The organism is Duganella sp. 1411 (assembly GCF_017833525.1).
Lineage (GTDB): Bacteria > Pseudomonadota > Gammaproteobacteria > Burkholderiales > Burkholderiaceae_D > Rugamonas.
The window spans coordinates 337,741-360,688 of sequence record NZ_JAFICD010000004.1; the positions used below are offsets into that span (position 1 = coordinate 337,741).

Genomic DNA, 22,948 nt, shown 5'->3' on the forward strand with positions numbered 1-22,948 from the left:
AAACGTCCATGCCCTACACTCGCTGCCGCGCCACGCTGCGGACTTCCGCGCTGATCACCAGCCTCCTTTTCATCGGCGTCGGCGCCCCGCCGGCGCAGGCCGCGCCCGCCGCCGCCGTCCAGGCCGCCCAGGCGCAAAAGCAACTGGCGAAACTGGCGGCGGCGTTCCACACGGCGCGCTGCAAGTTCGATCCGCTGCTGTTCGCCACCGCCAACGGCGACAGCCGCTACAACGATCAGATCGGGCTGAGCATTTCGCCGTCCGTGCGCGCGGCCCAGTTCGCGCTGTACCGGCAGATGCAAAAGCAGCTGATGGGCGTGCGGCGCGACCGCCTCGGCGAACCGGACCAGCTGACCTACGATCTGCTGTCCTACGAACTCAATAACGCCATGCAGCTGGAGTCCTTCCCGGAACACCTGCTGCCGCTCAACCAGTTCGACAACGTCCCCAGCACCTTGGCCAACTACGCCGACGGCACCGGCTCCCAGCCGCTGGGCACGGTCGCGCAGTACCAGGCTTACCTGAGCCGCCTGAACCAGTTGCCGGCGTGGATAGACCAGGCCATCGCGAACATGAAGCAAGGCATCCGCGCCGGCATCGTGCAGCCGCGCGCGATCACGGTGGCGATGCTGCCGCAGTTCCAGAACCTGCGCGCGGCCACGCCGGAGACGAGCGTCTACTATTCGCCGGTCACGCGCATGCCGGCGCAATTTTCCGCCGCCGACAAACAACGGCTGACGGCGGCCTACCTGGCCACGGTGGACAAGAAGATCGCGCCGGCGCTGACCCGCCTGGTGGGCTTCCTGGAAAACGAATACTTGCCGGCCAGCCGCGCCAGCGCCGGCTGGAGCGCGCTGCCGAACGGCACCGCCTGGTATGCCGCGCGCATCAAGGACAGCACCAACCTGCCGCTGACGCCGGACGCGGTGCACGCGCTGGGCCTGAAGGAAGTGGCGCGCATCCAGCAGCAGTTGACGGCGCTGGGGCCCAAGCTGGGCTACGACGGCCCCGAAAAGCAGTTGCCGCAATGGATGGCGGCGCAGGACAAGTTCAAGATCTTCACCACCGACGAGCAGGTGCTCGACGCCTACCGCGCGATCTACGCGACGGTGCAGGCCAAGCTGCCGACCTACTTCAGCCTGGTTCCGAAGGCCAAACTGGAGTTGCACCTGGAGCCGGAGTTGACGCGCGCGACCGCCTCCGACCACTACACGCCGCCGGCGGCGGACGGCTCGCATCCGGGCGTGTTCTGGCCGGTGGTCAACGATCCCAAGCAATACAGCCGGGTCGACATGGTCAGCCTGTTCCTGCACGAGGGCGTGCCGGGCCACCACCTGCACGCGGCGCTGCTCAAGGAGCTCGATCTGCCGGACTTCCGCAAGTTCAGCACCGAGAATCCCAACAGCGCGGCCTACACCGAGGGCTGGGCGCTGTATTCAGAGACGCTGGGCCGCGAGCTGGGCCTGTATGACGATCCGGTCGCCTACTTCGGCCACCTGAACGCGGAGATGCTGCGCGCCGCGCGGCTGGTGGTCGACACCGGCATGCACGCGAAAGGCTGGAGCCGCGAGCAGGCGATCGCCTATCTGGTCGAGACGCTGGGCTGGAGCGAGGCGCGCGCGAAAAACCAGATCGAGCGCTACATGGTGTGGCCGGCGCAGGCGCTGAGCTACAAGATCGGCTCGCTGAAGATCCTGGAGCTGCGCGCGCGGGCGCAGCAAGCCCTGGGCGAGAAGTTCAGCTACCAGAAATTCCACCAGGTGGTGATCGGCGACGGCACGCTGCCGCTGCCGATCCTGGAGGCGCGCGTCGACAAATGGATCGCCGCGAGCAAATGAGCAGGTGGCGCCGCGATCAGCGCGGCGCCGGCATCATTTCGATAACACGTTGAGCACCGCCAGGGTCATCGCCTGCGCCGCCGTCTTGATCGACGGCTCCGGCACCGGCGCGTAGTACGGCGAGTGGTTGAAGGCGATCGGCTTGCCGCCCGGCTTGTCCGCCTCGGCCACCGCCGCCGGATCGTAGACGCCGGTGAAGAAGAACATCGACGGTATGCCCTCGTTGGCGTACACCGAGAAATCCTCGCTGGCCGTCATGGCCGGCATGCGCGCCACGTTGGCGTCGCCGAAGGCTTGCTTGAGCACGCCCTCGGTGCGCGTGACCAGCGCGTCGTTGTTGACGATGGCCGCGCCGCCGGTGATGAGCTCGACATCGGGCGCCGGCGCGTCCGCCATCGCGGCCGAGGCGTTGGCGACGCGCCGCACGCCGGCCAGGATCTTGGCGCGCACCTGCGGGTTGTAGGTGCGGATGGTGCCGCGCACCTTGACCGAATCGGGGATGATGTTGCCGACGCTGCCGCCGTTGATGGCGCCGATCGTGACCACGCCGAATTCCTTCGGATCCTTTTCGCGGCTGATGACCGTTTGCACGTCGACCACGAAGCGGGCGGCGATGGTGATCGGGTCGAGCGCCTTGTCCGGCGCCGAGCCGTGCCCGCCGCGTCCCTTGAAGGTGATTTCGATGGCGTCGGAGTTGGACGACACCGGGCCGCTGTTGTAGCCGATGGTGCCGTAGGCCAGCGGCCACGAATGCAGCGCGAACGCGTAGTCGGGCTTGGGGAAGCGCTTGAACAGGCCGTCGTCGAGCATGGCCTTGGCGCCGGCGACGATTTCCTCGGCCGGCTGGCCGATGAACATCAAGGTGCCCTGCCACTGCGATTTCATCGCCACCAGGGTGCGCGCGGCGGCCAGCCAGGCGGTCATGTGGACGTCGTGGCCGCAGCTGTGGGCCACCATCGTGTCCTTGCCGTCCAGCGTCGCGTGGGCCTTGCTGGCGTAGGCGAAGCCGGATTTCTCCTCCATCGGCAGGCCGTCCATCTCGGTGCGCACCAGCACCGTCGGGCCGGCGCCGTTCTTGTAGAGGGCGACGATGCCGGTCTTGCCGACCTTCTCGGTTACGTCGAAGCCGATGGCGCGCATCTCGGCGGCCAGCTTGGCGGCGGTGCGCGTTTCCTGGAATGCCACCTCCGGATGCGCGTGCAAATCCTTGTAGATGACGTCGAGCTTGGGATACATGCCGTCGATCTGCTTGGCGACGGCGCCGGCGTCCCCGGCTTGTGCCGAGGCGGCCAACAATAATGATGTTACGAGTGCGGCGATCGGCAAGCGTGTCATTGATGGCATCCTTAGTCTGAGGGAAATAGTTCCTTCAGCATACCATCGACGCGCGTCAGGCCGTGTGCAGTTTCATCGTCGCCGCCTCGAACTTGCCGTCGACGATCTGCGGCATCACCAGCAGCGCCTTGTCGATGGCCTGCCCGATCAGGTCCTGGTCCTCGCGGCGCGGCCGGTGCAGCACGAAGTCGGCCACCTGCTGCTGCAGGCTGAGCGTGCGTGGATGGCCGATGCCCAGGCGCAGGCGCCAGTAGTCCTGCGTGCCGAGCGCGGCGGTGATGTCCTTCAGGCCGTTGTGGCCGCCCGACGAGCCGCCCTTTTTCAGGCGCGCCGTGCCGGGCATCAGATCGAGCTCGTCGTGCACCACCAGCACCTCGTCCGGGTTGATCTTGAAAAAGCGGCACAGGCCGCCGACCGATTGCCCGGAGCGGTTCATATACGTCTGCGGTTCCAGCAGCCACACCTCGTGGCCGGCGATGACGCTTTTGGCGGCCAGCGCGTTGTACTTGGTCTCGCGCTGCAGGCGCGCGCCGACGTCGTTGGCGAGGTTGTCGACCAGCCAGAAGCCGGCGTTGTGGCGGGTTTGTTCGTATTCGGCGCCGGGATTGCCGAGGCCGACGATGAGACGTATGGGCATGGGATGCTCAGTCAAATAAACAATATTATCGGTCAAACGTAAAAAAACCCCCGGCGGCACTGGGCTAGCGGGGGTCTTCTGCTGGCGCCGCGTCGCCGCGGCGGTCAGGATTACTTCTTGGCTTTGGCGGCTGGCTTGGCGTCGGCTGCTGGAGCTTCGGCGGCGGTGGCTTCGGCCGACACGTGACCGGCTGGCACCGAAGCGGTGGCGATGGTCAGGTTGGTGCCGGCGGCAACAGCGGTAACACCGGCTGGCAGGGTCAGTTCGTCGATGTGCAGCGAGTGGCCGACGTCGATGTTCGACAGGTCGACGGTGATGAACTCAGGCAGATCTTTCGGCAGGCACGACACTTCGATTTCGTTGGCGACGTGGCTGATGGTGGCGCCGTGCAGCTTGACCGCTGGCGAAACGTCGGCGTTGGCGAAGTGCAGCGCGACTTTCATGTGCACTTTCTTCGATGCGTCGACGCGCTGGAAGTCAGCGTGCAGAACCAGTTGCTTGAACGCGTGGACTTGGAAGTCGCGCAGCAGCACTTGCTGGGTCTTGCCGTCGATTTCCAGATCCAGGATCGACGAGTGGAAGGCTTCTTTTTTCAGCGCGTGGTACAGCGCGTTGTGGTCCAGCGAGATGGTCACTGGCGCTTCGGTACCGCCGTAGATGATGCCTGGGGTTTGGCCCGAATTGCGCAGGCGGCGGCTCGCTCCGGAACCTTGCAATTCGCGTTTGAATGCAACAACTTTCATGTGTAACTCCAAAAATAACAAGGCTCGCGCCTCGTGTTATGAAGCCCCCGCGACCAGGGTGCTTCGAAAATGAGCTGACTGCGCCCATGAAACCGGGAAGTACAACGGCGCGCGGGGCAGATTTGCCACGCGCGCCGCTAAAAAACAGTAGCGTCGTTTATCGCTTACTTATCGATCAGTCGATAAACAGGGAGATCACGGAATCGCCCTTGATAATGCGTTTGAACGTCTCGGCCAGCAGCGGCGCGCAGGTCAGCTGGCGGATCTTGCCGCAAGCCTTGGCCGCGTCCGACAACGGGATCGTGTCGGTCACGACCAGCTCGTCCAGCGACGAATTGGCGATGCGCTCGATGGCCGGGCCCGACAGAACCGCGTGGGTGCAATACGCGACCACCTTGGTGGCGCCGCGCTCTTTCAGCACTTCGGCCGCCTTGACCAAGGTGCCGGCGGTATCGACCATGTCATCCATGATGACGCAGTTGCGGCCTTCGACTTCACCGATGATGTTCATCACTTCGGAAACGTTGGCTTTCGGACGGCGCTTGTCGATGATGGCCAGGTCGCACCCGAGGCGCTTGGCCAGGGCGCGCGCGCGCACCACGCCGCCGACGTCCGGCGACACCACCAGCAGGTCCTGGTAGTTCTTCTTTTGCAGATCGCTCAGCAGGATCGGCGAAGCGTAAATATTGTCGACCGGGATATCGAAGAAGCCCTGGATCTGGTCCGCGTGCAGGTCCATGATCAGGACGCGCTCGACGCCGGCGCTTTCCAGCATGTTGGCCACCACCTTGGCCGAGATCGCGACGCGCGCCGAACGCGGGCGGCGGTCTTGACGGGCGTAACCGAAGTAAGGGATGGCGGCGGTGATGCGGCCTGCCGATGCCCGTTTCAAGGCGTCGACCATCAGGATCAACTCCATCAGGCTGTCGTTGGTTGGTGCGCAAGTCGATTGCAGAACGAAGACGTCTTTACCGCGGACGTTCTCGTTAATCTCGACCATCACTTCGCCGTCCGAGAATTTCGAAACGTTTGCCTTGCCGAGTGGAATGCCGAGATTTTTTGCGACTCCTTCTGCCAACGCAGGATTAGCGTTGCCGGTAAAAACCATCAGGTTTTCGTAAGCCATGGGAGTCCCAGAGATAGTCGATGAAATTTTTGATGTCGCCAGCGGAAGCCGCGTGGCGCTGAACTTAGAATGATCCGCGCCGGGGCGCGGACATTGGTGCTTGCCTTGGCCGGAGACTAATGCCTCGACGGTGTCGCAAGGAAAACGAATGGCAGGGGAACAAGGATTCGAACCTTGGTATGCTGGAATCAAAATCCAGTGCCTTAACCAGCTTGGCGATTCCCCTACGCAACTGACTGCTTGTCGCTACAACGGCGAGTATTTTATCGCCAATTTCACGCTAAGCCAAATCTTTTTTTACCCGACTACAACATTTTAGTGAGCGGATGCCGTGTCAGCGCCTGGGCTTTCCAGGCTTTCCACTTGGCGGGTACTTGTTGAAGTACCGCGTCGGCGTCGGCCTGGGTTGCCACTGCACAAAATACACAAGCACCGGAACCAGTCATCCTGGCATCACCGTGAGCACTGAGCCATTCTATCGCCTCTGCCACCGGCGGGAACAAACTCGTTGCCACTTGCTGTAAATCGTTCCTTCCGTACCCCTTCAAATCAGTTTGATTTTCGTGGTAGCTGGAAAAGTCCGTTATTATGACGGGCGGTGTGTCCCTTGTCAAATGTTCTGAACAAAAAATTGCCGCCGTCGGCACCGCGACCCCGGGTTCGATGACGACATACCAACAATCGGGCGCCGTCACCAGCTGCAGCGCCTCGCCCACGCCCTCGGCGAACGCGGTTTCGCCAAAGATGAAGAACGGGATGTCCGCGCCCAGCGGCAGGCCGAGCGCCATCAACTCTTCCCTCGTTAGACCGGCGCGCCACAAATGGTTCAACGCCATCAAGGTGGTGGCGGCGTCGGACGATCCGCCGCCCAGGCCGCCGCCCATCGGCAGGATTTTGTCGATGGCGATATCCACGCCGGGCGGCAGCGCGCCGCTGCGGCGCAGCACTTCGGCCTGCAGCAGCCGGGCGGCGCGGATGATCAGGTCGCCCTCCTCCGGCACCCCGTCGATCGCCGTCACGCGGCGCAGCAGGTGGTCGTCGCGCAGGGTGAAGTGCAAGGTGTCGCCGTGGTCGACCAGCTGGAAAACGGTTTGCAGCAGGTGGTAGCCGTCGGCGCGGCGGCCGTTGACGTGCAGGAACAGGTTCAGTTTGGCCGGGGCCGGGCAATTTTTTAGACTGGTCATGAGGATGCGTTGGTGGGACATTGCGGAACCCGGAAGTTCGGGGTCGGACGGGGACGCCGAGTCCCCAGGGAGTCCGACCCCAAGCCGTGGCTTGGGGTTATGGCGCGGGCGAATCGATAACGATGCGGATCGACATATCGTCGACCTGCTGTCCCAGCGCGATGCGGGTGGCGTCGATGCGCTTCGGCAGGGGCACGGCGGCCGCGTCATCCTGCCACGACACGTAGTCGAGCTTCCAGCCGTCGCGGGTGACGACGGTGTCGCTGGCCGGCGAGGCGCTGAAGCGGCTGCCGTCGGCGGCGATCGCGTAGCCCTGCAGCCAGTCGCGCAGGCCGGAAACGGGCAGCGTCCAGCCCAGGGTCTGGCGGGTCAGGCTGTCGAGGTCGGGCGCGGTGCGGGTCGGCTCGCCGCTGCGCTTCAAGCTGGCCGAGCCCGGCGCGACGTTGATCACGGCGACCGTCTGCCCGGTCGGCGAGATCAGGGTGACGTCGGTGTTGGCCGCCGTTTGCCGCCAAGTGAACTTGCCGCTCAGCGACTCCTGCTTGCCATCCCGGCTGTAGTTGATGGCGATGCGGCCGGCCAGGTCGAGCGTGTCGCGGTACGGCGCGACGGCGGTGGTCGAGCGCGGCGCGGAGGTGGTGGCGCAGCCGCCGAGCGCGGCCAACGCGCCGGCCAGCGCCAGCGCGCCGGCCGCGCGGCGGAAAATGGAAATCGTCATCGTGTGGGCTTGTCGGTTAATTCGCGGGTTGATTCAGGCGCGCCAGTGTACTCCTGAGCGCGTCGTTTTTCGGGTCCTTGCTGCGGGCTTCCTGCCACATTTTTTGGGCGCCGGCGGTGTCGCCCTTGACGAACAGCACCTCGCCCAGATGCACGGCGATCTCCGGATCGGCGCGCAGCGTGTAGGCGCGGCGCAGCAACGCCTCGGCCTCGTCCAGCTTACCCATGCGGAATTGCACCCAGCCCATACTGTCCATGATGAACGGGTCGCCCGGCGCCATCTTCATCGCCTGCTCGATCAGCGCGTAGGCTTCCGGCAGGCGCTCGTTGCGCTCGGCCAGCGAATAGCCCAGCGCGTTGTAGGCGTGCTGGTTGTCCGGCGCGGCGATCATCACCTGGCGCAGCAGTTTTTCCATCAATTCCACGTTGCCCAGTTTTTCCGCCACCAGCGCGAAGTCGTAAAGCAGGTCCGGATTGTCCGGATAGCGCTTGATGGCGTTCTCCAGCACCGTGTAGGCGGCGCGGGTGTCGCCGGCATCGCGCAGCAACTGGGCGTCGGTCTGGAAGATTTGCGCCTGGTCGGCGGGATCGGCCGGCGTCAGCGCGGCCAGTTGCTTGCGGGCGCCGTCGACGTCGCCCTTGCGCGCGGTCAGGGTCGCCATTTTCATGCGCGCGGCCAGGTACAGCTTGGGATCGTCGCCTTCGATCTTCTCCAGCCAGCCGTAGGCGGCGTCGACGTCGCCGCGCTGCTCGGCGATCTGCGACAGGATCATCAGCACCTTGGACGGGTCGCGCTCGTCGTCCGGATGGTCGTTCAGGACGTTGATGAAACGGGTGAAGTATTTCTCCGCCTCGGGCAAATCGTTGGTCTGCATGGCCATCACGCCCAGCGCGTACAGCGTGGCGATGTTGTCCGGCTGGTCCTTGAGCAGGGTCAGGAATTCCTTGCGGGCCGGCTCCAGCTGCTTGGAATCGACCAGGATGCGGGCGTAGGCGGCGCGCACCTCGCGCGCGTTCGGATATTTCGCCAGGAAGCCGGCCAGCACCTTGCCGGCGGCGTCGACGTCGGGCGACACCTGCGCCATCGTCATCACCGCCAGCTCCGAATCGGGCTTGATGGCCTGCGCTTTTTCCGCCTCGGCGCGGGCGCGCGCGATGTCGTTGATGGCGAAGGCGCCCTGGGCCAGGATCAAATGGCTTTCGAGCGTGTCGTCGTACGGCGCCAGCACCCGCTCCTGCATCGCGAACGCGGCGGCCTTGTCCTTGGCCCGCAGCATGAATTGCTGCATCTGCAACATCGCCATGCCGCGCTGGGCCGGCGGCGCCGCCTTCAGGCGCTGGGCGAACAGCGCCTCGGCCTCGCCCAGGTCGTCGTTGACGACGGCGAAACCGAGGAAATACTGGACCGCCTCGTCCGAATCGGGCGCCAGCTCGCGCCACAGGCGGATCGCCGCCAGCGCCTCCTGGCCCTGTTTGGCGGCCAGCGCCATCTCGGCGGCGCGGCGCGCCAGGCGCGGATCGCGGGTCTGCTGGGCCAGCGCCAGCATCGTGATGTACGGGCCTTGCCACTGGCCCTGCTTGAATTCGAGCTCGGCCTTGGTGATGCGGTACAACATGTCGCCGGTCAGGGCGTTGTTGGGCAGTGCTTCCGGGACGGGCGCGGGCGCCTCCGCCACGGCGTTGGCGCTGTCGGGGGCGGCAGGCTCCGGCGCGGCGCTGGACTCGGCCTGTTTTTGCGGCGCGATGGCGCACGCCGACAGCAAGGCGGAGAGGGTTACAATGGCGAAAGCGTTTTTCAAGGGAAGATCCTGGTCAGCAATGGTCAGCAAGTTTGGCGGTGATTTTACGCGCAACGCATTGGTCGTGTGTTTTGACTAGTGTAACCAAATATTTTGCCAGGGCCAGGTTGCGGCCGCTTCCAGCGCCCCGATATACCCGGTTCGGCCTGCGAATGCCGCGGCAATCTATCTCACGTAGGGCGGATTAGGCGGAACGCCGTAATCCGCCATGCATGAGCCGTCGGCGGCGCCTGGCGGATTACGCTGCGCTAATCCGCCCTACGTGTTTCCCATATTTCCATACATTTAACACCCGGTTGCCACCCACATGCCAGAATTACCCGAAGTTGAAGTGACCCGGCGCGGCGTCGCGCCCCATATCGAAGGCCGCACCGTGCACGACGTGGTGCTGCGCCGCGACGGCCTGCGCTGGCCCTTCCCCGCCCAGCTGCGGCAACGGCTGGCCGGACGCCTGGTCGTGCGCACCGGCCGGCGCGGAAAGTACCTGCTGGTGCACTTCGAGCACGGCACCTTGATCATCCACCTGGGCATGTCCGGCCACCTGCGGGTGCTGGCGCCCGGCATCGAGCCGGAAAAACACGACCATTTCGACCTGGTGGTCGACGGTCCGCAGGGGCGCCAGGTGCTGCGCATGAAGGACCCGCGCCGCTTCGGCGCCGTGCTGTGGCACGACGACGCCGACGGCCTGCTCGAGCACCACGTGCTGCTGCGCGAGCTGGGCGTGGAGCCGCTGGAAACGGGTTTCTCCGGCAAATTGTTGTACGATCAGACCCGTCAGCGCAGCGCGCCCGTCAAGCAGGTGCTGCTGGCCGGCGACATCGTGGTCGGCGTTGGTAATATTTATGCGTCGGAAAGTTTGTTCCGTGCCGGCATCAATCCCAAGACGCCGGCCAAGCGCATCAGCCTGGCGCGCTACGAAAAACTGGCGCAGGCGATCCGCGAGATCCTGGCCGAGGCGATCATTCAGGGCGGCAGCACCTTGCGCGATTTTATTAGCGTCAACGGCCAGTCGGGTTATTTCCAGCAGACGTATTTCGTCTATGATCGTGCTGGCGTGCCCTGCCGCGTTTGCGCGGCGCCGGTGCGCCAGATCAAGCAGGGACAGCGGTCCACTTTTTACTGTGTCAATTGTCAGAAGTGATTTCTCGAGTGACTAAGCAAACAAGGGCGGAAAGCATGATGGCCAGGGATTTCGAGCAGTACAGCGCCTGGCGGCAGGGCGTGGTGACGGCGCTGAAAAACTACCAGTCCTGGGTGGCCGCCGCCGCGCTGGGCGACGCCGCCACCGACCAGCGCATCGCCCGCACCCTGGCGCGGCTGGCCGACGACAAGTTGTCGGTGGCGTTCGTGGCCGAGTTCTCGCGCGGCAAATCGGAGCTGATCAACGCCATTTTCTTCGCCGACTACGGCCAGCGCATCCTGCCGTCGGCCGCCGGCCGCACCACCATGTGCCCGACCGAGCTGATGTACGACCCCAGCTTCGCGCCGTCGATCCGCCTGCTGCCGATCGAGACGCGGGCCGACAACCTGTCGACCAGCGATTACCGCGAGCAGCCATCGGCCTGGACCGTGCTGCCGCTGAACCTGGAGGTCGGCGCCGACATGCACGAGGTCTTCAAGCAGGTCAGCATGACGCGCCGCGTACCGGTCGAGGAGGCCAAGCGCTACGGCCTGTACGACGAGGACGACCCCGACATGCCGGTCACGCTGGGCGACGACGGCAAGGTCGAGATCTCGCTGTGGCGCCACGCCATCATCAACTTCCCGCATCCGCTGCTCAAACAGGGGCTGGTGATCCTCGACACGCCCGGCCTGAACGCCATCGGCACCGAGCCGGAGCTGACGTTGAACCTGATCCCGAACGCGCACGCGGTGCTGTTCATCCTGGCCGCCGACACCGGCGTGACCAAGAGCGATATCGAGGTTTGGCGCAACCACATCGGCGCCGGCGCCGGCCGCCTCGTCGTGCTCAACAAGATCGACAGCATGTGGGACGAGCTGCGCAGCGAGGCCGAGGTCGACGTCGAGATCGAGCGCCAGCAAGCCAACGTCGCGCACGTGCTGGCGCTGGAGCCGCGCCAGGTGTTTCCGGTGTCGGCGCAGAAGGCGCTGGTGGGCAAGATCACGCGCGACGACGCCCTGCTCGCCCGCAGCCGCCTGCAGGCGCTCGAAGCGGCGCTGTTCGACGAGCTGATCCCGGCCAAGAAGGACATCGTGCGCAGGCAATTGAGCGCCGAGCTGCGGGCGCTGAGCGCGGCGCAAATGGCGCTGGTCAACGCGCGCGCGCGCGGCATCGTCGAGCAGCTGCATGAACTGAAAAGCTTGCGCGGCAAGAACCGCACCGTGATCGCGCACATGATGCGCCGCATCGACGTCGAGAAGAAGGAGTTTGACACCAGCCTGTTCAAGCTGCAGGCCACGCGCGCCGTGTTCACGCGGCTGTCGACCGAGCTCTACACCAGCATCGGCATGGACATCGTGCGCGACGACATCGACCTGGTGCGCGACCAGATGCAGCGCAGCCGCTTCTTCACCGGCGTGCGCGAGGCGGTGCGCAACTACTTCGAGCGCATCCGCGCCAACCTCGACGCGTCCGAACGCAAGACCGTCGAGATCAGCGAAATGATGGGCGTGATGTACCGCCGCTTCGCCAGCGAGCACGGCTTGACGCTGGCGCTGCCGCTGCCGTTTTCGCTGGGCCCGTACCGCGACGAGATCGCCGCCATCGAGGCGATCTACTACAAACAATTCGGCACCGCGACGTTGATCACGACCAGCCGCGTGGTGTTGATGGAGAAGTTTTTCGACACCATCGCCTCGCGCGTGCGCGGCTGCTTCAAGTCGGCCAACAACGACGCCGACGCCTGGCTGAAGGTGGTCATGGCGCCGCTGGAGGCGCAGATCCGCCAGCACAAGGACCAACTGAAGCACCGGCTGGCGTCGATCCAGCGCATCCACGACGCCACCGACAGCCTGGAGCAGAAGATCGAGGCCTTCGAGAGCGGCCAGCAACAACTGGAGGCGCAGAAGCTGCGCCTGGGCGAACTGGCGGCCGCCATCGGCAGCGCCATCGACGCGGAATTCGAGGCGCTCGACGCCGCCGCCTGACCAAGGACTTCGTAGGGCGGATTAGCGCGCAGCGCGTAATCGGCCAAGCTCCGTCGGCGACTCATGGCGGATTACGCTGCGCTAATCCGCCCTACGTGTTTAATTTAGGAATCAAATGAAGGTTGACGTTGTAGAGAATTTTACCGATCCGAGTTTTTCATCGGACCTGATCGGCTGGCAGAAACAGCACGGACGCCATGCGCTGCCGTGGCAAAACACCACCGACGCGTATCGGATCTGGCTGTCGGAAATCATGCTGCAGCAAACGCAGGTGTCGGCCGTGCTCGGCTATTACGCGCGCTTCCTGGAGCGCTTCCCCACGTTGCGCGACCTGGCGGCGGCGCCGGTCGAGGACGTGATGGCGCAGTGGAGCGGCCTGGGCTACTACACCCGCGCGCGCAACCTGCACAAGTGCGCGCAGCGCGTGGTGGCCGAATACGACGGCGTGTTCCCGTCCGATCCGGCGATGCTGGCCGAGTTGCCGGGCATCGGCCGGTCGACGGCGGCGGCGATCTCGGCGTTTTCCAGCGGCACGCGCGCGGCCATCATGGACGGCAACGTCAAGCGCGTGTTCGCGCGCGTGTTCGGCATCGATGCCTATCCGGGCGAGCGCAAGACCGAGGAGATGCTGTGGCGCCGCGCCGAGGCGCTGCTGCCGGAGCACGGCATCGAGTCGTACACGCAGGGCTTGATGGACATGGGCGCGACCCTGTGCACACGCAGCAGCCCGTCGTGCGAACGCTGCCCGATGCAGCCGCGCTGCGTGGCCTACGCCACCAACCGCACCAAGGACCTGCCGGTGCGCAAGCCGAAGAAGACCTCGCCGGAGAAGCATTCGGTGATGCTGGCGATCGTCGACAATGGCCAGGTGTTGCTGGAGCAGCGGCCGCCGACCGGCATCTGGGGCGGCCTGCTGTCGCTGCCGGAGCTCGACGGCCACGTGCCGGCCGAGGACGACGATATCCCGGCGGCCGACGACGACGCGCTGATGCTGGCGGTCGGCAAGTTCGGCGAGATGGAATCGCACGAGCGGCTGTCGACGGTCACGCACGTGTTCACGCACTACAAGCTGCACATCGCGCCGTACCGCGTGACGCTGGCGCGGCGCGTGACGATGGCGGCCGAGGCCGGCCACGTCTGGTACGACGCCGCCAGGCTGGCCGACGCGGCGCTGCCGGCGCCGATCAAGAAGCTGCTGCTGGAGTTGATGGGCGACGCCCGCGACGCCCAGGCGCGGATGTTTTAGACGGCGAACTTGACGAAGGCCATGAACACGCCGGTCAGCGTGATCATGGTGCCGACGCACCAGCGCATCATGCGACTTTCAAGCTGCGAGAGTTTGCACTCCAATTTGTGCTCCAAAGCCGCCAGATCGGCTTTTGTCGCATAGTTGGACTGGATAGCAGCAACCCGTTCTTCAAGTCTGGCGAAGTCCTGTTTGGTCACATAATGCTCCCGCGCAAATGCCGCCTCGGCCTTTAACGCGGCAACGTCTTTTTCCACCGCGGTCAGCCGCTTATCGAGTTCGACGATTTGCTCATCCATAGCCACCTCACGGGAATGTTCGAACGATGGCTAGCACGATACCTGCGACGGCGACTATGGCTCCGACGGTCCAGCGCAAATGTCGGTTTTCCATACTGAGAACTTTGCCTTCCAAATCGGCGATTTTCGTAGTCAGCCTCAGCTCGACCGCACCAATTTCCGTGCGCAGCTCCGCCACGTCCTCTTTCGTCGCGTAGTTAGACTGGATAACGGCCACGCGTCCCTCGACCCGTGCCAGGTCCTCCTTGGTGGCATAGTGCAGGCGCGCATGTTCCGACTCCGCAGTCAAAGTCGCCACGTCCTTCTCCACCGAGATCAGGCGTCTATCGAGTTGGGTGATTTGGTCGTCCATCACCCATGATCATCCCAACTGCGTTGATGATCAAGGGTGCACGTTTGATTGGACTCAAAGCTCGTCGAGCGAGAACAAACGCCTGTGTTCGCGGATGGCGTAGCGGTCGGTCATGCCGGCGATGTAGTCGGCGATCTTGCGCGCCTGCTTGCCGACGTCGCCCGATTTGTCCTGGTAATCCGGCGGCAGCAACACCGGCTCGGCCATGAACGACTCGTACAGCTCGCGCACGATGCGGCTGGCCTTCACGCGCATGCGGTTGACCTTGTAGTGGCGGTACAGGTTCTCGCGCAGGAAGCGCTTGAGCTCGGTCGCGTCCTTGCGCATCGGATCGGAAAAACGGATCAGCGGCGGCGCCGCCCGCACCTCGTCGATGCTCCTGGGCGCGGCGTCGGCCAGCAAGGCGCCGGAGGTGACGATCAGGTCGTCGGCCAGCGCCGTGATCAAGCGGCGCAACGTCTCGTAGATCGCGCGCCGGCCCGACAATCCCGGGAAGGTGTGCTGCACGTCGCGCCACAGCCGCGCGAAGAAATCGACCTGCTCGAGCTGCCCGATGGTGATCAGGCCGGAGCGCAGGCCGTCGTCGATGTCGTGGCTGTTGTAGGCGATCTCGTCGGCCAGGTTGGTCAGCTGCGCCTCCAAGGACGGCTGGGTGCGGTCGATGAAGCGCACCGCGACCGGCCCCAGCAGGCGGGCGTTGGTCAGCGAGCAGTGCTTGAGGATGCCCTCGCGCGTCTCGAACATCAGGTTCAGGCCGTTGTAGGCGCCGTAGTGCTCCTCCAGCTCGTCGACCACGCGCAGGCTCTGCAGGTTGTGCTCGAAGCCGCCGTGCGCCTGCATGCACTCGTTGAGCACGTCCTGGCCGACGTGGCCGAACGGCGTGTGGCCGAGGTCGTGCGCCAAGGAGATCGCCTCGACCAGGTCCTCGTTCAGGCGCAGGTTGCGCGCCAGCGAGCGGCCCACCTGCGCCACCTCCAGGCTGTGCGTCAGCCGGGTACGGAACAGGTCGCCCTCGTGGTTGAGGAACACCTGGGTCTTGTATTCGAGCCGGCGGAACGCCGACGAGTGGATGATGCGGTCGCGGTCGCGCTGGAACTGGCTGCGCGACGAATGCGCCGCCTCCGGATAGCGGCGCCCGGCGCCGCCGGTCGAATGGGCGGCGTACGGGGCCAGGTACTCTTCGGGCAGCATGCTCGCCCCCGCCTACACGCAGGCGGCCAGGGTGGCCAGCAGCAGCTCGCGCGGCGCGTTGGTGATGCTCGGCGCGCCCAGCGGCTTGAGCAGGATGAACTTGATGGCGCCGCCCTCGTTCTTCTTGTCGACCTCCATCAGCTCGATCCAGCGCTCGGCGCCCAGGTCCGGCGCCTTGACCGGCAGCCCGGCCGCCGCCACCAGCGCGCGCACGCGCGCCACGGTCGCCTCGTCGACCAGCCCCATGCGATGCGACAGGTCGGCCGCCATCACCATGCCGCAGCCGACCGCCTCGCCGTGCAGCCACTCGCCGTAGCCCAGGCCGTTCTCGATGGCGTGGCCGAAGGTGTGGCCGAAGTTGAGGATGGCGCGCAGGCCGCCCTCGCGCTCGTCCTGGCGCACCACGTCGGCCTTGATCTCGCACGAGCGGGCGATCGCGTACGCCAGCGCGCCCTTGTCGCGCGCCACCAGCTTGCCGATGTTGGCCTCGATCCAGTCGAAGAAGGCGGCGTCGATGATGGCGCCGTGCTTGATCACCTCGGCCAGGCCGGCCGACAGCTCGCGCGCCGGCAACGTTTCCAGGGTCGACGTGTCGGCGATCACCGCGCGCGGCTGGTAGAACGCGCCGATCATGTTCTTGCCCAGCGGGTGGTTGATGCCGGTCTTGCCGCCGACCGAGGAGTCGACCTGCGACAACAACGTGGTCGGCACCTGGATGAAGTCGACGCCGCGCATGTAGCTGGCCGCCGCGTAGCCGGTCAGGTCGCCGATGACGCCGCCGCCGAGCGCGACCAGGGTGGTCTTGCGGTCGGCCTTGTTGGCCAGCAGCGCGTCGAAGATCTGCATCAGGCTGGTCCAGTTCTTGTGCTCCTCGCCGTCCGGCAGCACGACGGTCATTACTTGCTTGCCGGCACTACGCAATCCGGCCTCGACGCGCGCCAGGTACAGCGGCGCGACGGTGGTGTTGGTGACGATGGCGACCTTGTCGCCGTGGACGTGGCGCGCCAGCAGCGCGCCGTCGGCCAGCAGCGCCGGGCCGATCGAGATCGGGTAGCTGCGCTCGCCGAGGTCGACATTTAACAGGATGGTGGATTCTTCGTTCATCGATGGTTCCGCTTGGGTGACGCAGTTGGGCGCGGCCTCGCAGGCCAGTCTTTCCAGCTGGGTCAAAATGGATTGGACCATCGATTGTACGTTAGGTCGGCCGGTATCGATGACGACATCGGCGATCTCCATGTACAGCGGATCGCGCGCGGCCATCAATTCCTCGAGTTTTTTGCGCGGGTCGGCCGTCTGCAGCAGCGGCCGGTTCTTGTCGTGGGCGGTGCGCTGCAGGATGCTGTGCACGGTCGTGCGCAGGTAGATGACGGTGCCGCGCGCCTTCAGGTGGGCGCGGCTTTCCGGATCGAGCACGGCGCCGCCGCCGGTGGCCAGCACCAGGTCCTGTTGGCCGGTCAGGTCGCGGATGACGTCCGCTTCGCGCCGGCGAAAGCTCGGTTCACCCTCGATTTCGAAGATCCACGGGATCGAGGCGCCGGTGCGGGCCTCGATCTCGTGGTCCGAATCCATGAACCGCAGACCCAGTTTGCGGGCCAGAATGCGGCCGATGGTGGTTTTCCCTGCCCCCATCAGGCCGACTAAAAACACGTTTTGCATGCACGATCCAACTAAATGCGGGCGGCGCCACCGGCTCCCCCGCGCGCGGATCGCGGCCGATGACGGCCGATCACTGCGGGTTGCTGCACGATGTCGCCACCCCGTAAGGGCTGACTACGCCTGGTGGCGAGATGGTTTGATTGCCGTAATCGGCGCTCAAGCCCATCAAGTGTACCAGAGAGGTGTAGGTCGCCTCGGTGCCATTTGCCTGGCCGCGGATGGTCAGGTTGACGTCGAGCCAGTAGACGCGGTCGCGCGGGTACACCAGCGACACCGTCGCCTGGCCCCTGGCGTCGGTGGTCACGCTGGGGGTGACGGTGAGCGGAATGCCCGGCTCGAGCCGGCCGTTGTTGTTGAAATCCTCGCCGCTGTCGAGGATGCCGTTGTTGTTGAGGTCCTCGTTGGCGCACGGCGTGTACGACACCGGCTCCCACGGCCCCTGCGGCAGGGTGTAGCCCAGCCGGCCCTTGTAATAGCTGGCCGGCAGCACCGAGGCCGTCAGCCGCACGCCCGGCACCGCGTTGCCGGCGGCGTCGCTGACGATGACCGCGTAGTCCTGCTGGTAGGTCGAGGTGTTCGGCACGCCCACCACGTTGCCGGTGCCGGCGCTGATGAACAGCGACTTCTGCGCCACGGTCAGGCTGGCCACGGCGGCCGCGCCCGAGCCGCCGATCAGGCGCGCCTGGATCTGCACGCCGTTCAGCGGCGTGGCCGCGGTGCCGGCGATGAAGCTGGCGGTGGCGGCGCCGTCGGCGCCGGTGGTGACCACAGACGGCTGCGTCAACACGCCGCCGCTCGGATCGGACAGGATCGAGAAGGCCACCGTGGCGTTCTTGACCAGGTTGTTCTGCGCGGTGCCGTCGCGCACCACCGCGCGCAAGGTCGACTGCTGGGTGGTGCCGCCGGCGGTGTTGACGCCGATGACGGCCGGGTCGGCCTGCACGGTGATGGTGGCCAGCGTGGTCAGCGGCGCGACGAATTCCAGGTCGGTCTGCGTGGTCAGGCCGGCGGCGCTGGCCGTCAAGGTCGCCACGCCCGGGCCGGTGGCGTTGACGTAGGCGCTGGCCGCGCCCGACGACAGCGGCAGCGGCGCGGCCAGCACGCTGGTGCAAGTGGCGTTGCTGTAGACGGTGCCGCGCGAGGTGCTGACGGTCACGCTGCCCGAGGCCGGACCGCCGGTCACCGCCACGTTCTGGCAGCCGCCGATGGCGGCCGTGGTGGCGACGTTGCCGTTGGCGTCGAGCACGCGGATGCCGAACGACGACGAGTTGATGGCGATACCGGCCGAGGCCGTCTCGCCCAAGGCGCGCACCGTGACCACGTCGGCGCTGCCGCCGCTGGCCGCGTAGGTTAGGATCAGCTGGCCGGCGGCGTTGGTGACGGCCGCGCCGCCGCCCTTGACGGTGAGCGCGTTGGCGTTGGAGCTGAACGCCACCGGCTTGCCGACCAGCGCGTTGCCGGCCGAGTCGACCAGCTTGACGGTGATGTCGGCGCTGGCGCCGACGTTGATGGTCGGCGCGGCGTTGATGGTCAGGCGGTTGCCGGTGACGGCGACCAGCGCGGTGACCGGCGCCGCCCCGGCCACGGTGGCGGTGACCTTGATGGTGCGCGAGGTCGGATCGCCGCCGGTGCCCAGCTTCTCGGTGACGATGCCCTGGGCGTTGGTGGTGCGGGTGGTCAAGGTCAGGCTGCCGGAGTCGGCCTTCAGGTCGACCGCCACGCCGGGCATGACGGTGTTGTTGGCGTCGCGCACCAGCGCCACGATGTTGACCTCGTTGCCGGCGGTGCCGGCCGAGGCCAGCGTGCCGGCGTCGGTGGTCAGCGACAGGCTCGGCACGGAACTGACGACGTCGATCGTCACCGGCTCGGACGTCTTGCCGCCGGCGCTGGCCGTCACGGTGATCTTGCGCAGCGAGGCGTCGCCCTTGACGCTGAGCTTTTCGACCACCTGGCCGGAGGCGTTGCTGACGCGGTTGGTGCTGGTGACGGTGCCCGAGCTGGCCGAGAAGCTGACCGTCTCGTTGGCCAGCGCGTTGCCGCCGCTATCCTTGACGATGGCCGTCAACGTCACCTCGGTGCCGTCGGCGCCGGACGAGGCGATGGTCGCCGCGCCGGCCGTCAGCACCACGGTGGCCGCCTTCGACGGCGCCACGCCGTTGCTGTTGGTCCCCGGCGACCCGCCGCCGCCGCCGCACGCCGCCAGCAGGCCCGCGCACACCACCATCCCCAGCCATCCCGCGAATTTTTTCATGACCGTGTTTCCCGTAACTAGAATAAGTGAATCGTTCAAAAACAATCGTGTCAGCGCGTCGACAAGCGCTCGGCAACGATCTTCGGCGTGATGAACACCAGCAGCTCCGTCTTGTCGTTGGTGCGCGAGTTGGTGCGGAACAGATAGCCCAGCACCGGCACGTCGCCCAGCAGCGGCACCTTGCTGGTGGTGTTGCGCTCGGTCTGCTGGTAGATGCCGCCCAGCACCACGGTGCCGCCGTTCTCGACCATCACCTGGGTCTTGACGTGCTTGGTGTCGATGGCGAAGCCGGCGCGCGTCTCCTGGCCCACGCTGTCCTTGTTGACGTCGACGTCGATGACGACGTTGCCGTCCGGCGTGATCTGCGGCGTCACCTCCAGCCGCAGGTTGGCCTTGCGGAACTGGATCGATGTCGCGCCGCTGCTGGTGGCGACCTGGTAGGGCAGCTCGATGCCCTGCTCGATCAGCGCGATGGCCTTGTCGGCGGTGATTACGCGCGGGCTGGAGATGATCTTGCCGGTGCCGTCGGCCTCCAGCGCCGACAGTTCCAGGTTGAGGAAGCGGTTGGCCGCCGACGAGAACAGGCTGACGGCCAGGCTGCCCGCCTGCACGCCGTTGATGTTGCCCGCCGGCAGGTTGACGAACTGGGTGTTGTCGAAGCTGCCGTCGGTGACCTTGACCTGGCCGGTGGTCTGGCCGACGCCGGTCATGTTGCCGCCGATGCCGATGCGGGTGTTGCCGTTGCCGATCTGGTAGCCGGCGTCGCCGCCGCGGATGGTGCGCATGTCGGCGAAGCCGAGCTTGGCGCCGAGGTTGCGCGTGAAGGTGTCGCTGGCCTCGACGATGCGGGCCTCGATCAGCACCTGCTTGGTGGCGATGTCGGTCTTGGCGATCAGGCGGCGCACGTCCTCGAGCTTGGAGGCGATGTCGGTGACGAACAGCTGGTTGGTGCGCGGCTCGATGATGGCGCTGCCGCGCTTGGACAGGATGCGGTTCTTGGCGTCGCCCTCGAGCCCGAACACCATCTTGAAGGCCTCGGCCTTCTGGTAGTTGAGCTGGAAGATCTCCGACTTGAGCGGCTCGAGGTCGGCGATCTGGGCGCGCTGCTCGAGCTCGAGCTTCTCCTTGGTCAGCAACTCCTCCTTGGGGGCGATCCACAGCACGTTGCCGTTCTTGCGCATGTCCAGGCCCTTGGCCTGCAGCACCACGTCGAGCGCCTGGTCCCACGGCACCTCCTTCAGGCGCAAGGTCAGGTTGCCGCTGACGCTGTCGCTGGTGATGATGTTCAGGCCGGAGATGTCGGCGATCGCCTGCAGCGCCGCGCGCACCTCGACGTTCTGGAAGTTGAACGACAGCTTCTCGCCGCGGTAGCCCTGCGAACCCTGGGTCAGCTTGTTGGGGTCTTCCTTGATCGGCTTGACGTCGATCACCAGCTGGGTGTCGCTCTGGTACACGGTCTGCTCCCACAGCCCGCGCGCCTCGATCGTCAGGCGCGTGTTCTCGCCGTGCGGCACGCTGGTGACCAGCGCCACCGGGGTGCCGAAGTCGCCGACGTCGAGCCGGCGGCGCAAGGTCTCGGGCAAGCCCGTCTTGAGGAAGTCGACCACCACGCCGGTCGGCGTCTGGCGCACGTCGACCGCCACCTGGTTGTTGGGCAGGTCGACCACGACGCGGCCCTCGCCGTTGGCGCCGCGGCGGAAATCGAGGTCGCGCAGCAGTTGGCGGCCACCGGCGGCCGGCTGCGCGCCGGCCGCCACCGGCAGGCCGCTGGCGTCGACCGCCGTCGCCAGGCCGCCGGAACCGTCGATGGTCAGGATGATGGCCTTGCCGTCGATGGCGGTGGCGTAGTTGAGGCTGCGCTTGAGGTTGAACACCAGGCGCGAGCGCGCTCCCGCCTGCACCACGTTGACGCTGCGCAAGTCGCCGATGTTGAGTTCCTGGGTGGTCTTGCCGGTATGGTTGACGGTGGCGCCGAGGTCGAGCGCGACGCGCGGCGGATTGGTGATGGCGAAGCCGATCGGCAGTTTGTCGGGGGCGTTGCTGAGGGCGATCTTGACGATGACGTTGGCGCCCTGCTGGTTGGCGCTGATCGACTCGATGGCGTTGGCGCTGGCGCCGGGGCTGGCGGCGTCGGCGCCGGACTGGGCGCGCGCCGCGCCGTGCGGCTGCAAGGCCAGCGCCAGGGCCAAGGCCAGCGATGCCCACGGGGCGGCCGGCGCGCGCCGGGCCGGGATGGGAGCGGTCATTTGATATTCTCCTTGCTTTCCTGCAGTTCCAACTTCGACAGGCGCTCGACCCAGTCGCCGGTGGCGTCCTGGACGATTTCCCTGATGCTGACCGTGTCCTCGGTGATGCCGGTGATCACGCCGTAGTTCTGGCCCAGGTGCTGGCCCTTGACGACCTGGTGCACCGAACGGTCGATCTGCAGCACCGCGTGCATCACGCCCTTCTTCTCGATGGTGCCGACCATCTTGATGGTGTCGAGCGGATAACTCTCGAGCAACTCCTTGCGGCGCTCGACGTCCGGCCGCAGGCCGCCGCCGCCGTTGCGCGCATTGAGCTTGGCCAGCTCGGCGATCAGCTTGTTCGGATTGAATGGATCGACCTGGTCCTTTTGGGCGTAGGCGAACGGGATGAAGGTCTTGGGCTCGGCCAGCGGCGGCACCGCCACCTTGGCCTGGGCGTCGACCTCGCGCATCCACGCGCGCACCTGCTGGGCGTCGTCGTCGCCGCAGGCCGACAGCAGCAACGTCGAGAGCAGGAAGGTGGTCGCTTTGAACGGGCTCATGATTTCTTCGCCGCCTTTTTCTTGTCGGCCGCCGCCTTGCGCTGCGCCTGCACCTCTTCCGGGTCCAGGTAGCGGAAGGTCTTGGCCACCGCCTCCAGGGTCAGCACGCCGTCCTTGCCGGTGCTCAGCGCCATGTTGTTGAGCGTGACGATGCGCGGCAGGTTGGCCATGTCGCCGGCGAAGGCGCCGATGTCGTGGTAGCTGCCGGTCACCTTGATATCGATCGGCAACTCGGCGTAGTAATCCTTGACCACCACCTGGGCCGGCTTGAACAGTTCGAACTGCAGCCCGCGCCCGGAGCCGGCCTGGTTGATGTCGGTCAGCAGCGCGGCCATCTCGGCCTTGCTGGGCAGCTGTTTCTGCAGCCGCTCGACATACTGGTCGACCTGCACCTTTTGCGCCCGCAGCGCCTCCAGGTTGACCGCCTGGCCGGTCTTGAAGCGGTATTCGTCGCGCAGCTTGAGCTCGGCCTGGGCGCCGGCCTGCTGCTCCTCGAACTGCGAGCTCCAGTAGCCGAAGTAGCCGGCCACCATCACCGCCGCCGCCACGCCGACGGCGCACAGCACGCGCGGCGCCAGCGGCCACTGGCCCGGATGGCGGTCGTTGAGGTTGCGGAACTGGCCGGCCAGGCGCGCGCCCAGCTGGTTCAGGTCGAGGTTCGTTGCCATCGCCGGCGCT

Annotated in this window: 19 protein-coding genes and 1 tRNA gene; 4 read left to right on the plus strand and 16 right to left on the minus strand. The window is 66.1% G+C overall.

From position 1 onward, the window contains the following. Positions 1 to 8 precede the first annotated feature (8 nt). Positions 9 to 1,838 carry a DUF885 family protein gene (locus tag JOD97_RS22320; protein WP_209723501.1) on the plus strand — a complete coding sequence of 610 codons (1,830 nt, stop codon included), beginning with the start codon at positions 9 to 11 and terminating at the stop codon, positions 1,836 to 1,838. Between the two features lie 33 nt (positions 1,839 to 1,871). On the opposite strand, the gene JOD97_RS22325 is transcribed toward JOD97_RS22320, so the two are convergent. The 8 genes from JOD97_RS22325 to JOD97_RS22360 form a co-directional block, all read right to left on the minus strand. Continuing rightward, on the minus strand, positions 1,872 to 3,173 hold the full coding sequence (locus JOD97_RS22325) for an amidohydrolase (RefSeq protein WP_209723504.1): 1,302 nt from the start codon (positions 3,171 to 3,173) through the stop codon (positions 1,872 to 1,874). A gap of 55 nt (positions 3,174 to 3,228) precedes the next feature. After that, positions 3,229 to 3,810: an aminoacyl-tRNA hydrolase gene (gene pth, locus JOD97_RS22330; protein WP_209723507.1), complete on the minus strand. Its 582-nt coding sequence runs from the start codon at positions 3,808 to 3,810 to the stop codon at positions 3,229 to 3,231. A 110-nt stretch (positions 3,811 to 3,920) separates the two neighbouring features. After that, entirely contained in the window at positions 3,921 to 4,553 is a 633-nt protein-coding gene (locus JOD97_RS22335) for a 50S ribosomal protein L25/general stress protein Ctc (RefSeq protein WP_209723510.1), read from the minus strand. 175 nt (positions 4,554 to 4,728) lie between these two features. Next, entirely contained in the window at positions 4,729 to 5,679 is a 951-nt protein-coding gene (locus tag JOD97_RS22340) for a ribose-phosphate pyrophosphokinase (RefSeq protein ID WP_209723512.1), read from the minus strand. Between the two features lie 149 nt (positions 5,680 to 5,828). Further along, positions 5,829 to 5,905, minus strand: a tRNA-Gln gene (locus tag JOD97_RS22345). A 79-nt stretch (positions 5,906 to 5,984) separates the two neighbouring features. Then, positions 5,985 to 6,863: a 4-(cytidine 5'-diphospho)-2-C-methyl-D-erythritol kinase gene (gene ispE, locus JOD97_RS22350; protein WP_209723808.1), complete on the minus strand. Its 879-nt coding sequence runs from the start codon at positions 6,861 to 6,863 to the stop codon at positions 5,985 to 5,987. A gap of 97 nt (positions 6,864 to 6,960) precedes the next feature. Beyond that, positions 6,961 to 7,581 (minus strand): outer membrane lipoprotein LolB, encoded by a 621-nt coding sequence (locus JOD97_RS22355; protein WP_209723515.1) that lies wholly within the window; start codon positions 7,579 to 7,581, stop codon positions 6,961 to 6,963. Positions 7,582 to 7,597: 16 nt separating this feature from the next. Next, a complete protein-coding gene (locus JOD97_RS22360; protein WP_209723518.1) occupies positions 7,598 to 9,379 on the minus strand; it encodes a tetratricopeptide repeat protein in 1,782 nt (593 codons plus the stop codon). Positions 9,380 to 9,686: 307 nt separating this feature from the next. Here JOD97_RS22360 and mutM point away from each other — a divergent pair, with 307 nt between their 5' ends. The 3 genes from mutM to mutY all read left to right on the plus strand — a co-directional run bounded on the left by mutM (position 9,687) and on the right by mutY (position 13,733). Continuing rightward, a complete protein-coding gene (mutM, locus tag JOD97_RS22365; protein ID WP_209723521.1) occupies positions 9,687 to 10,520 on the plus strand; it encodes a bifunctional DNA-formamidopyrimidine glycosylase/DNA-(apurinic or apyrimidinic site) lyase in 834 nt (277 codons plus the stop codon). Between the two features lie 38 nt (positions 10,521 to 10,558). Further along, entirely contained in the window at positions 10,559 to 12,487 is a 1,929-nt protein-coding gene (locus tag JOD97_RS22370; RefSeq protein ID WP_209723811.1) for a dynamin family protein, read from the plus strand. A 115-nt stretch (positions 12,488 to 12,602) separates the two neighbouring features. Further along, on the plus strand, positions 12,603 to 13,733 hold the full coding sequence (gene mutY, locus JOD97_RS22375; protein WP_209723524.1) for an A/G-specific adenine glycosylase: 1,131 nt from the start codon (positions 12,603 to 12,605) through the stop codon (positions 13,731 to 13,733). Here mutY and JOD97_RS22380 read toward each other — a convergent pair. The 8 genes from JOD97_RS22380 to JOD97_RS22415 form a co-directional block, all read right to left on the minus strand. Then, positions 13,730 to 14,032, minus strand: a complete 303-nt coding sequence (locus tag JOD97_RS22380) for a hypothetical protein (protein ID WP_209723527.1) — start codon at positions 14,030 to 14,032, stop codon at positions 13,730 to 13,732. The two genes, mutY and JOD97_RS22380, sit on opposite strands and share 4 nt — an antisense overlap. A 7-nt stretch (positions 14,033 to 14,039) precedes the next feature. Continuing rightward, positions 14,040 to 14,384: a hypothetical protein gene (locus tag JOD97_RS22385; protein WP_209723530.1), complete on the minus strand. Its 345-nt coding sequence runs from the start codon at positions 14,382 to 14,384 to the stop codon at positions 14,040 to 14,042. A gap of 54 nt (positions 14,385 to 14,438) precedes the next feature. Next, a complete protein-coding gene (locus tag JOD97_RS22390; protein ID WP_209723533.1) occupies positions 14,439 to 15,575 on the minus strand; it encodes a deoxyguanosinetriphosphate triphosphohydrolase in 1,137 nt (378 codons plus the stop codon). A 12-nt stretch (positions 15,576 to 15,587) separates the two neighbouring features. Next, entirely contained in the window at positions 15,588 to 17,231 is a 1,644-nt protein-coding gene (aroKB, locus tag JOD97_RS22395) for a bifunctional shikimate kinase/3-dehydroquinate synthase AroKB (protein ID WP_209723536.1), read from the minus strand. Positions 17,232 to 17,301: 70 nt separating this feature from the next. Next, complete coding sequence (locus tag JOD97_RS22400) at positions 17,302 to 19,482, minus strand: Ig-like domain-containing protein (RefSeq protein ID WP_209723538.1); 2,181 nt, start codon at positions 19,480 to 19,482, stop codon at positions 17,302 to 17,304. 50 nt (positions 19,483 to 19,532) lie between these two features. Next, positions 19,533 to 21,728: a type IV pilus secretin PilQ gene (pilQ, locus tag JOD97_RS22405; RefSeq protein ID WP_209723542.1), complete on the minus strand. Its 2,196-nt coding sequence runs from the start codon at positions 21,726 to 21,728 to the stop codon at positions 19,533 to 19,535. Beyond that, complete coding sequence (locus JOD97_RS22410; RefSeq protein WP_209723545.1) at positions 21,725 to 22,270, minus strand: pilus assembly protein PilP; 546 nt, start codon at positions 22,268 to 22,270, stop codon at positions 21,725 to 21,727. Before JOD97_RS22410 ends, pilQ begins: the two co-directional genes overlap by 4 nt. Then, the gene (locus JOD97_RS22415) at positions 22,267 to 22,938 is read right to left on the minus strand and encodes a type 4a pilus biogenesis protein PilO (RefSeq protein WP_209723550.1); all 672 of its coding nucleotides are present in this window, start codon (positions 22,936 to 22,938) and stop codon (positions 22,267 to 22,269) included. Before JOD97_RS22415 ends, JOD97_RS22410 begins: the two co-directional genes overlap by 4 nt. Between the last annotated feature and the right edge of the window lie 10 nt (positions 22,939 to 22,948).

What these genes read in the sequence shown, in the direction of transcription:
- mutM (WP_209723521.1), top strand. Translation starts at nt 9,687, where the DNA reads ATGCCAGAATTACCCGAAGTTGAAGTGACCCGGCGCGGCGTCGCGCCC.
- JOD97_RS22340 (WP_209723512.1), bottom strand. Translation starts at nt 5,679, where the DNA reads ATGGCTTACGAAAACCTGATGGTTTTTACCGGCAACGCTAATCCTGCG.
- JOD97_RS22355 (WP_209723515.1), bottom strand. Translation starts at nt 7,581, where the DNA reads ATGACGATTTCCATTTTCCGCCGCGCGGCCGGCGCGCTGGCGCTGGCC.
- JOD97_RS22390 (WP_209723533.1), bottom strand. Translation starts at nt 15,575, where the DNA reads ATGCTGCCCGAAGAGTACCTGGCCCCGTACGCCGCCCATTCGACCGGC.
- aroKB (WP_209723536.1), bottom strand. Translation starts at nt 17,231, where the DNA reads ATGCAAAACGTGTTTTTAGTCGGCCTGATGGGGGCAGGGAAAACCACC.
- JOD97_RS22320 (WP_209723501.1), top strand. Translation starts at nt 9, where the DNA reads ATGCCCTACACTCGCTGCCGCGCCACGCTGCGGACTTCCGCGCTGATC.
- JOD97_RS22415 (WP_209723550.1), bottom strand. Translation starts at nt 22,938, where the DNA reads ATGGCAACGAACCTCGACCTGAACCAGCTGGGCGCGCGCCTGGCCGGC.
- JOD97_RS22370 (WP_209723811.1), top strand. Translation starts at nt 10,559, where the DNA reads ATGGCCAGGGATTTCGAGCAGTACAGCGCCTGGCGGCAGGGCGTGGTG.
- JOD97_RS22380 (WP_209723527.1), bottom strand. Translation starts at nt 14,032, where the DNA reads ATGGATGAGCAAATCGTCGAACTCGATAAGCGGCTGACCGCGGTGGAA.
- JOD97_RS22325 (WP_209723504.1), bottom strand. Translation starts at nt 3,173, where the DNA reads ATGACACGCTTGCCGATCGCCGCACTCGTAACATCATTATTGTTGGCC.
- JOD97_RS22335 (WP_209723510.1), bottom strand. Translation starts at nt 4,553, where the DNA reads ATGAAAGTTGTTGCATTCAAACGCGAATTGCAAGGTTCCGGAGCGAGC.
- JOD97_RS22400 (WP_209723538.1), bottom strand. Translation starts at nt 19,482, where the DNA reads ATGAAAAAATTCGCGGGATGGCTGGGGATGGTGGTGTGCGCGGGCCTG.
- JOD97_RS22410 (WP_209723545.1), bottom strand. Translation starts at nt 22,270, where the DNA reads ATGAGCCCGTTCAAAGCGACCACCTTCCTGCTCTCGACGTTGCTGCTG.
- pilQ (WP_209723542.1), bottom strand. Translation starts at nt 21,728, where the DNA reads ATGACCGCTCCCATCCCGGCCCGGCGCGCGCCGGCCGCCCCGTGGGCA.
- pth (WP_209723507.1), bottom strand. Translation starts at nt 3,810, where the DNA reads ATGCCCATACGTCTCATCGTCGGCCTCGGCAATCCCGGCGCCGAATAC.
- mutY (WP_209723524.1), top strand. Translation starts at nt 12,603, where the DNA reads ATGAAGGTTGACGTTGTAGAGAATTTTACCGATCCGAGTTTTTCATCG.
- ispE (WP_209723808.1), bottom strand. Translation starts at nt 6,863, where the DNA reads ATGACCAGTCTAAAAAATTGCCCGGCCCCGGCCAAACTGAACCTGTTC.
- JOD97_RS22385 (WP_209723530.1), bottom strand. Translation starts at nt 14,384, where the DNA reads ATGGACGACCAAATCACCCAACTCGATAGACGCCTGATCTCGGTGGAG.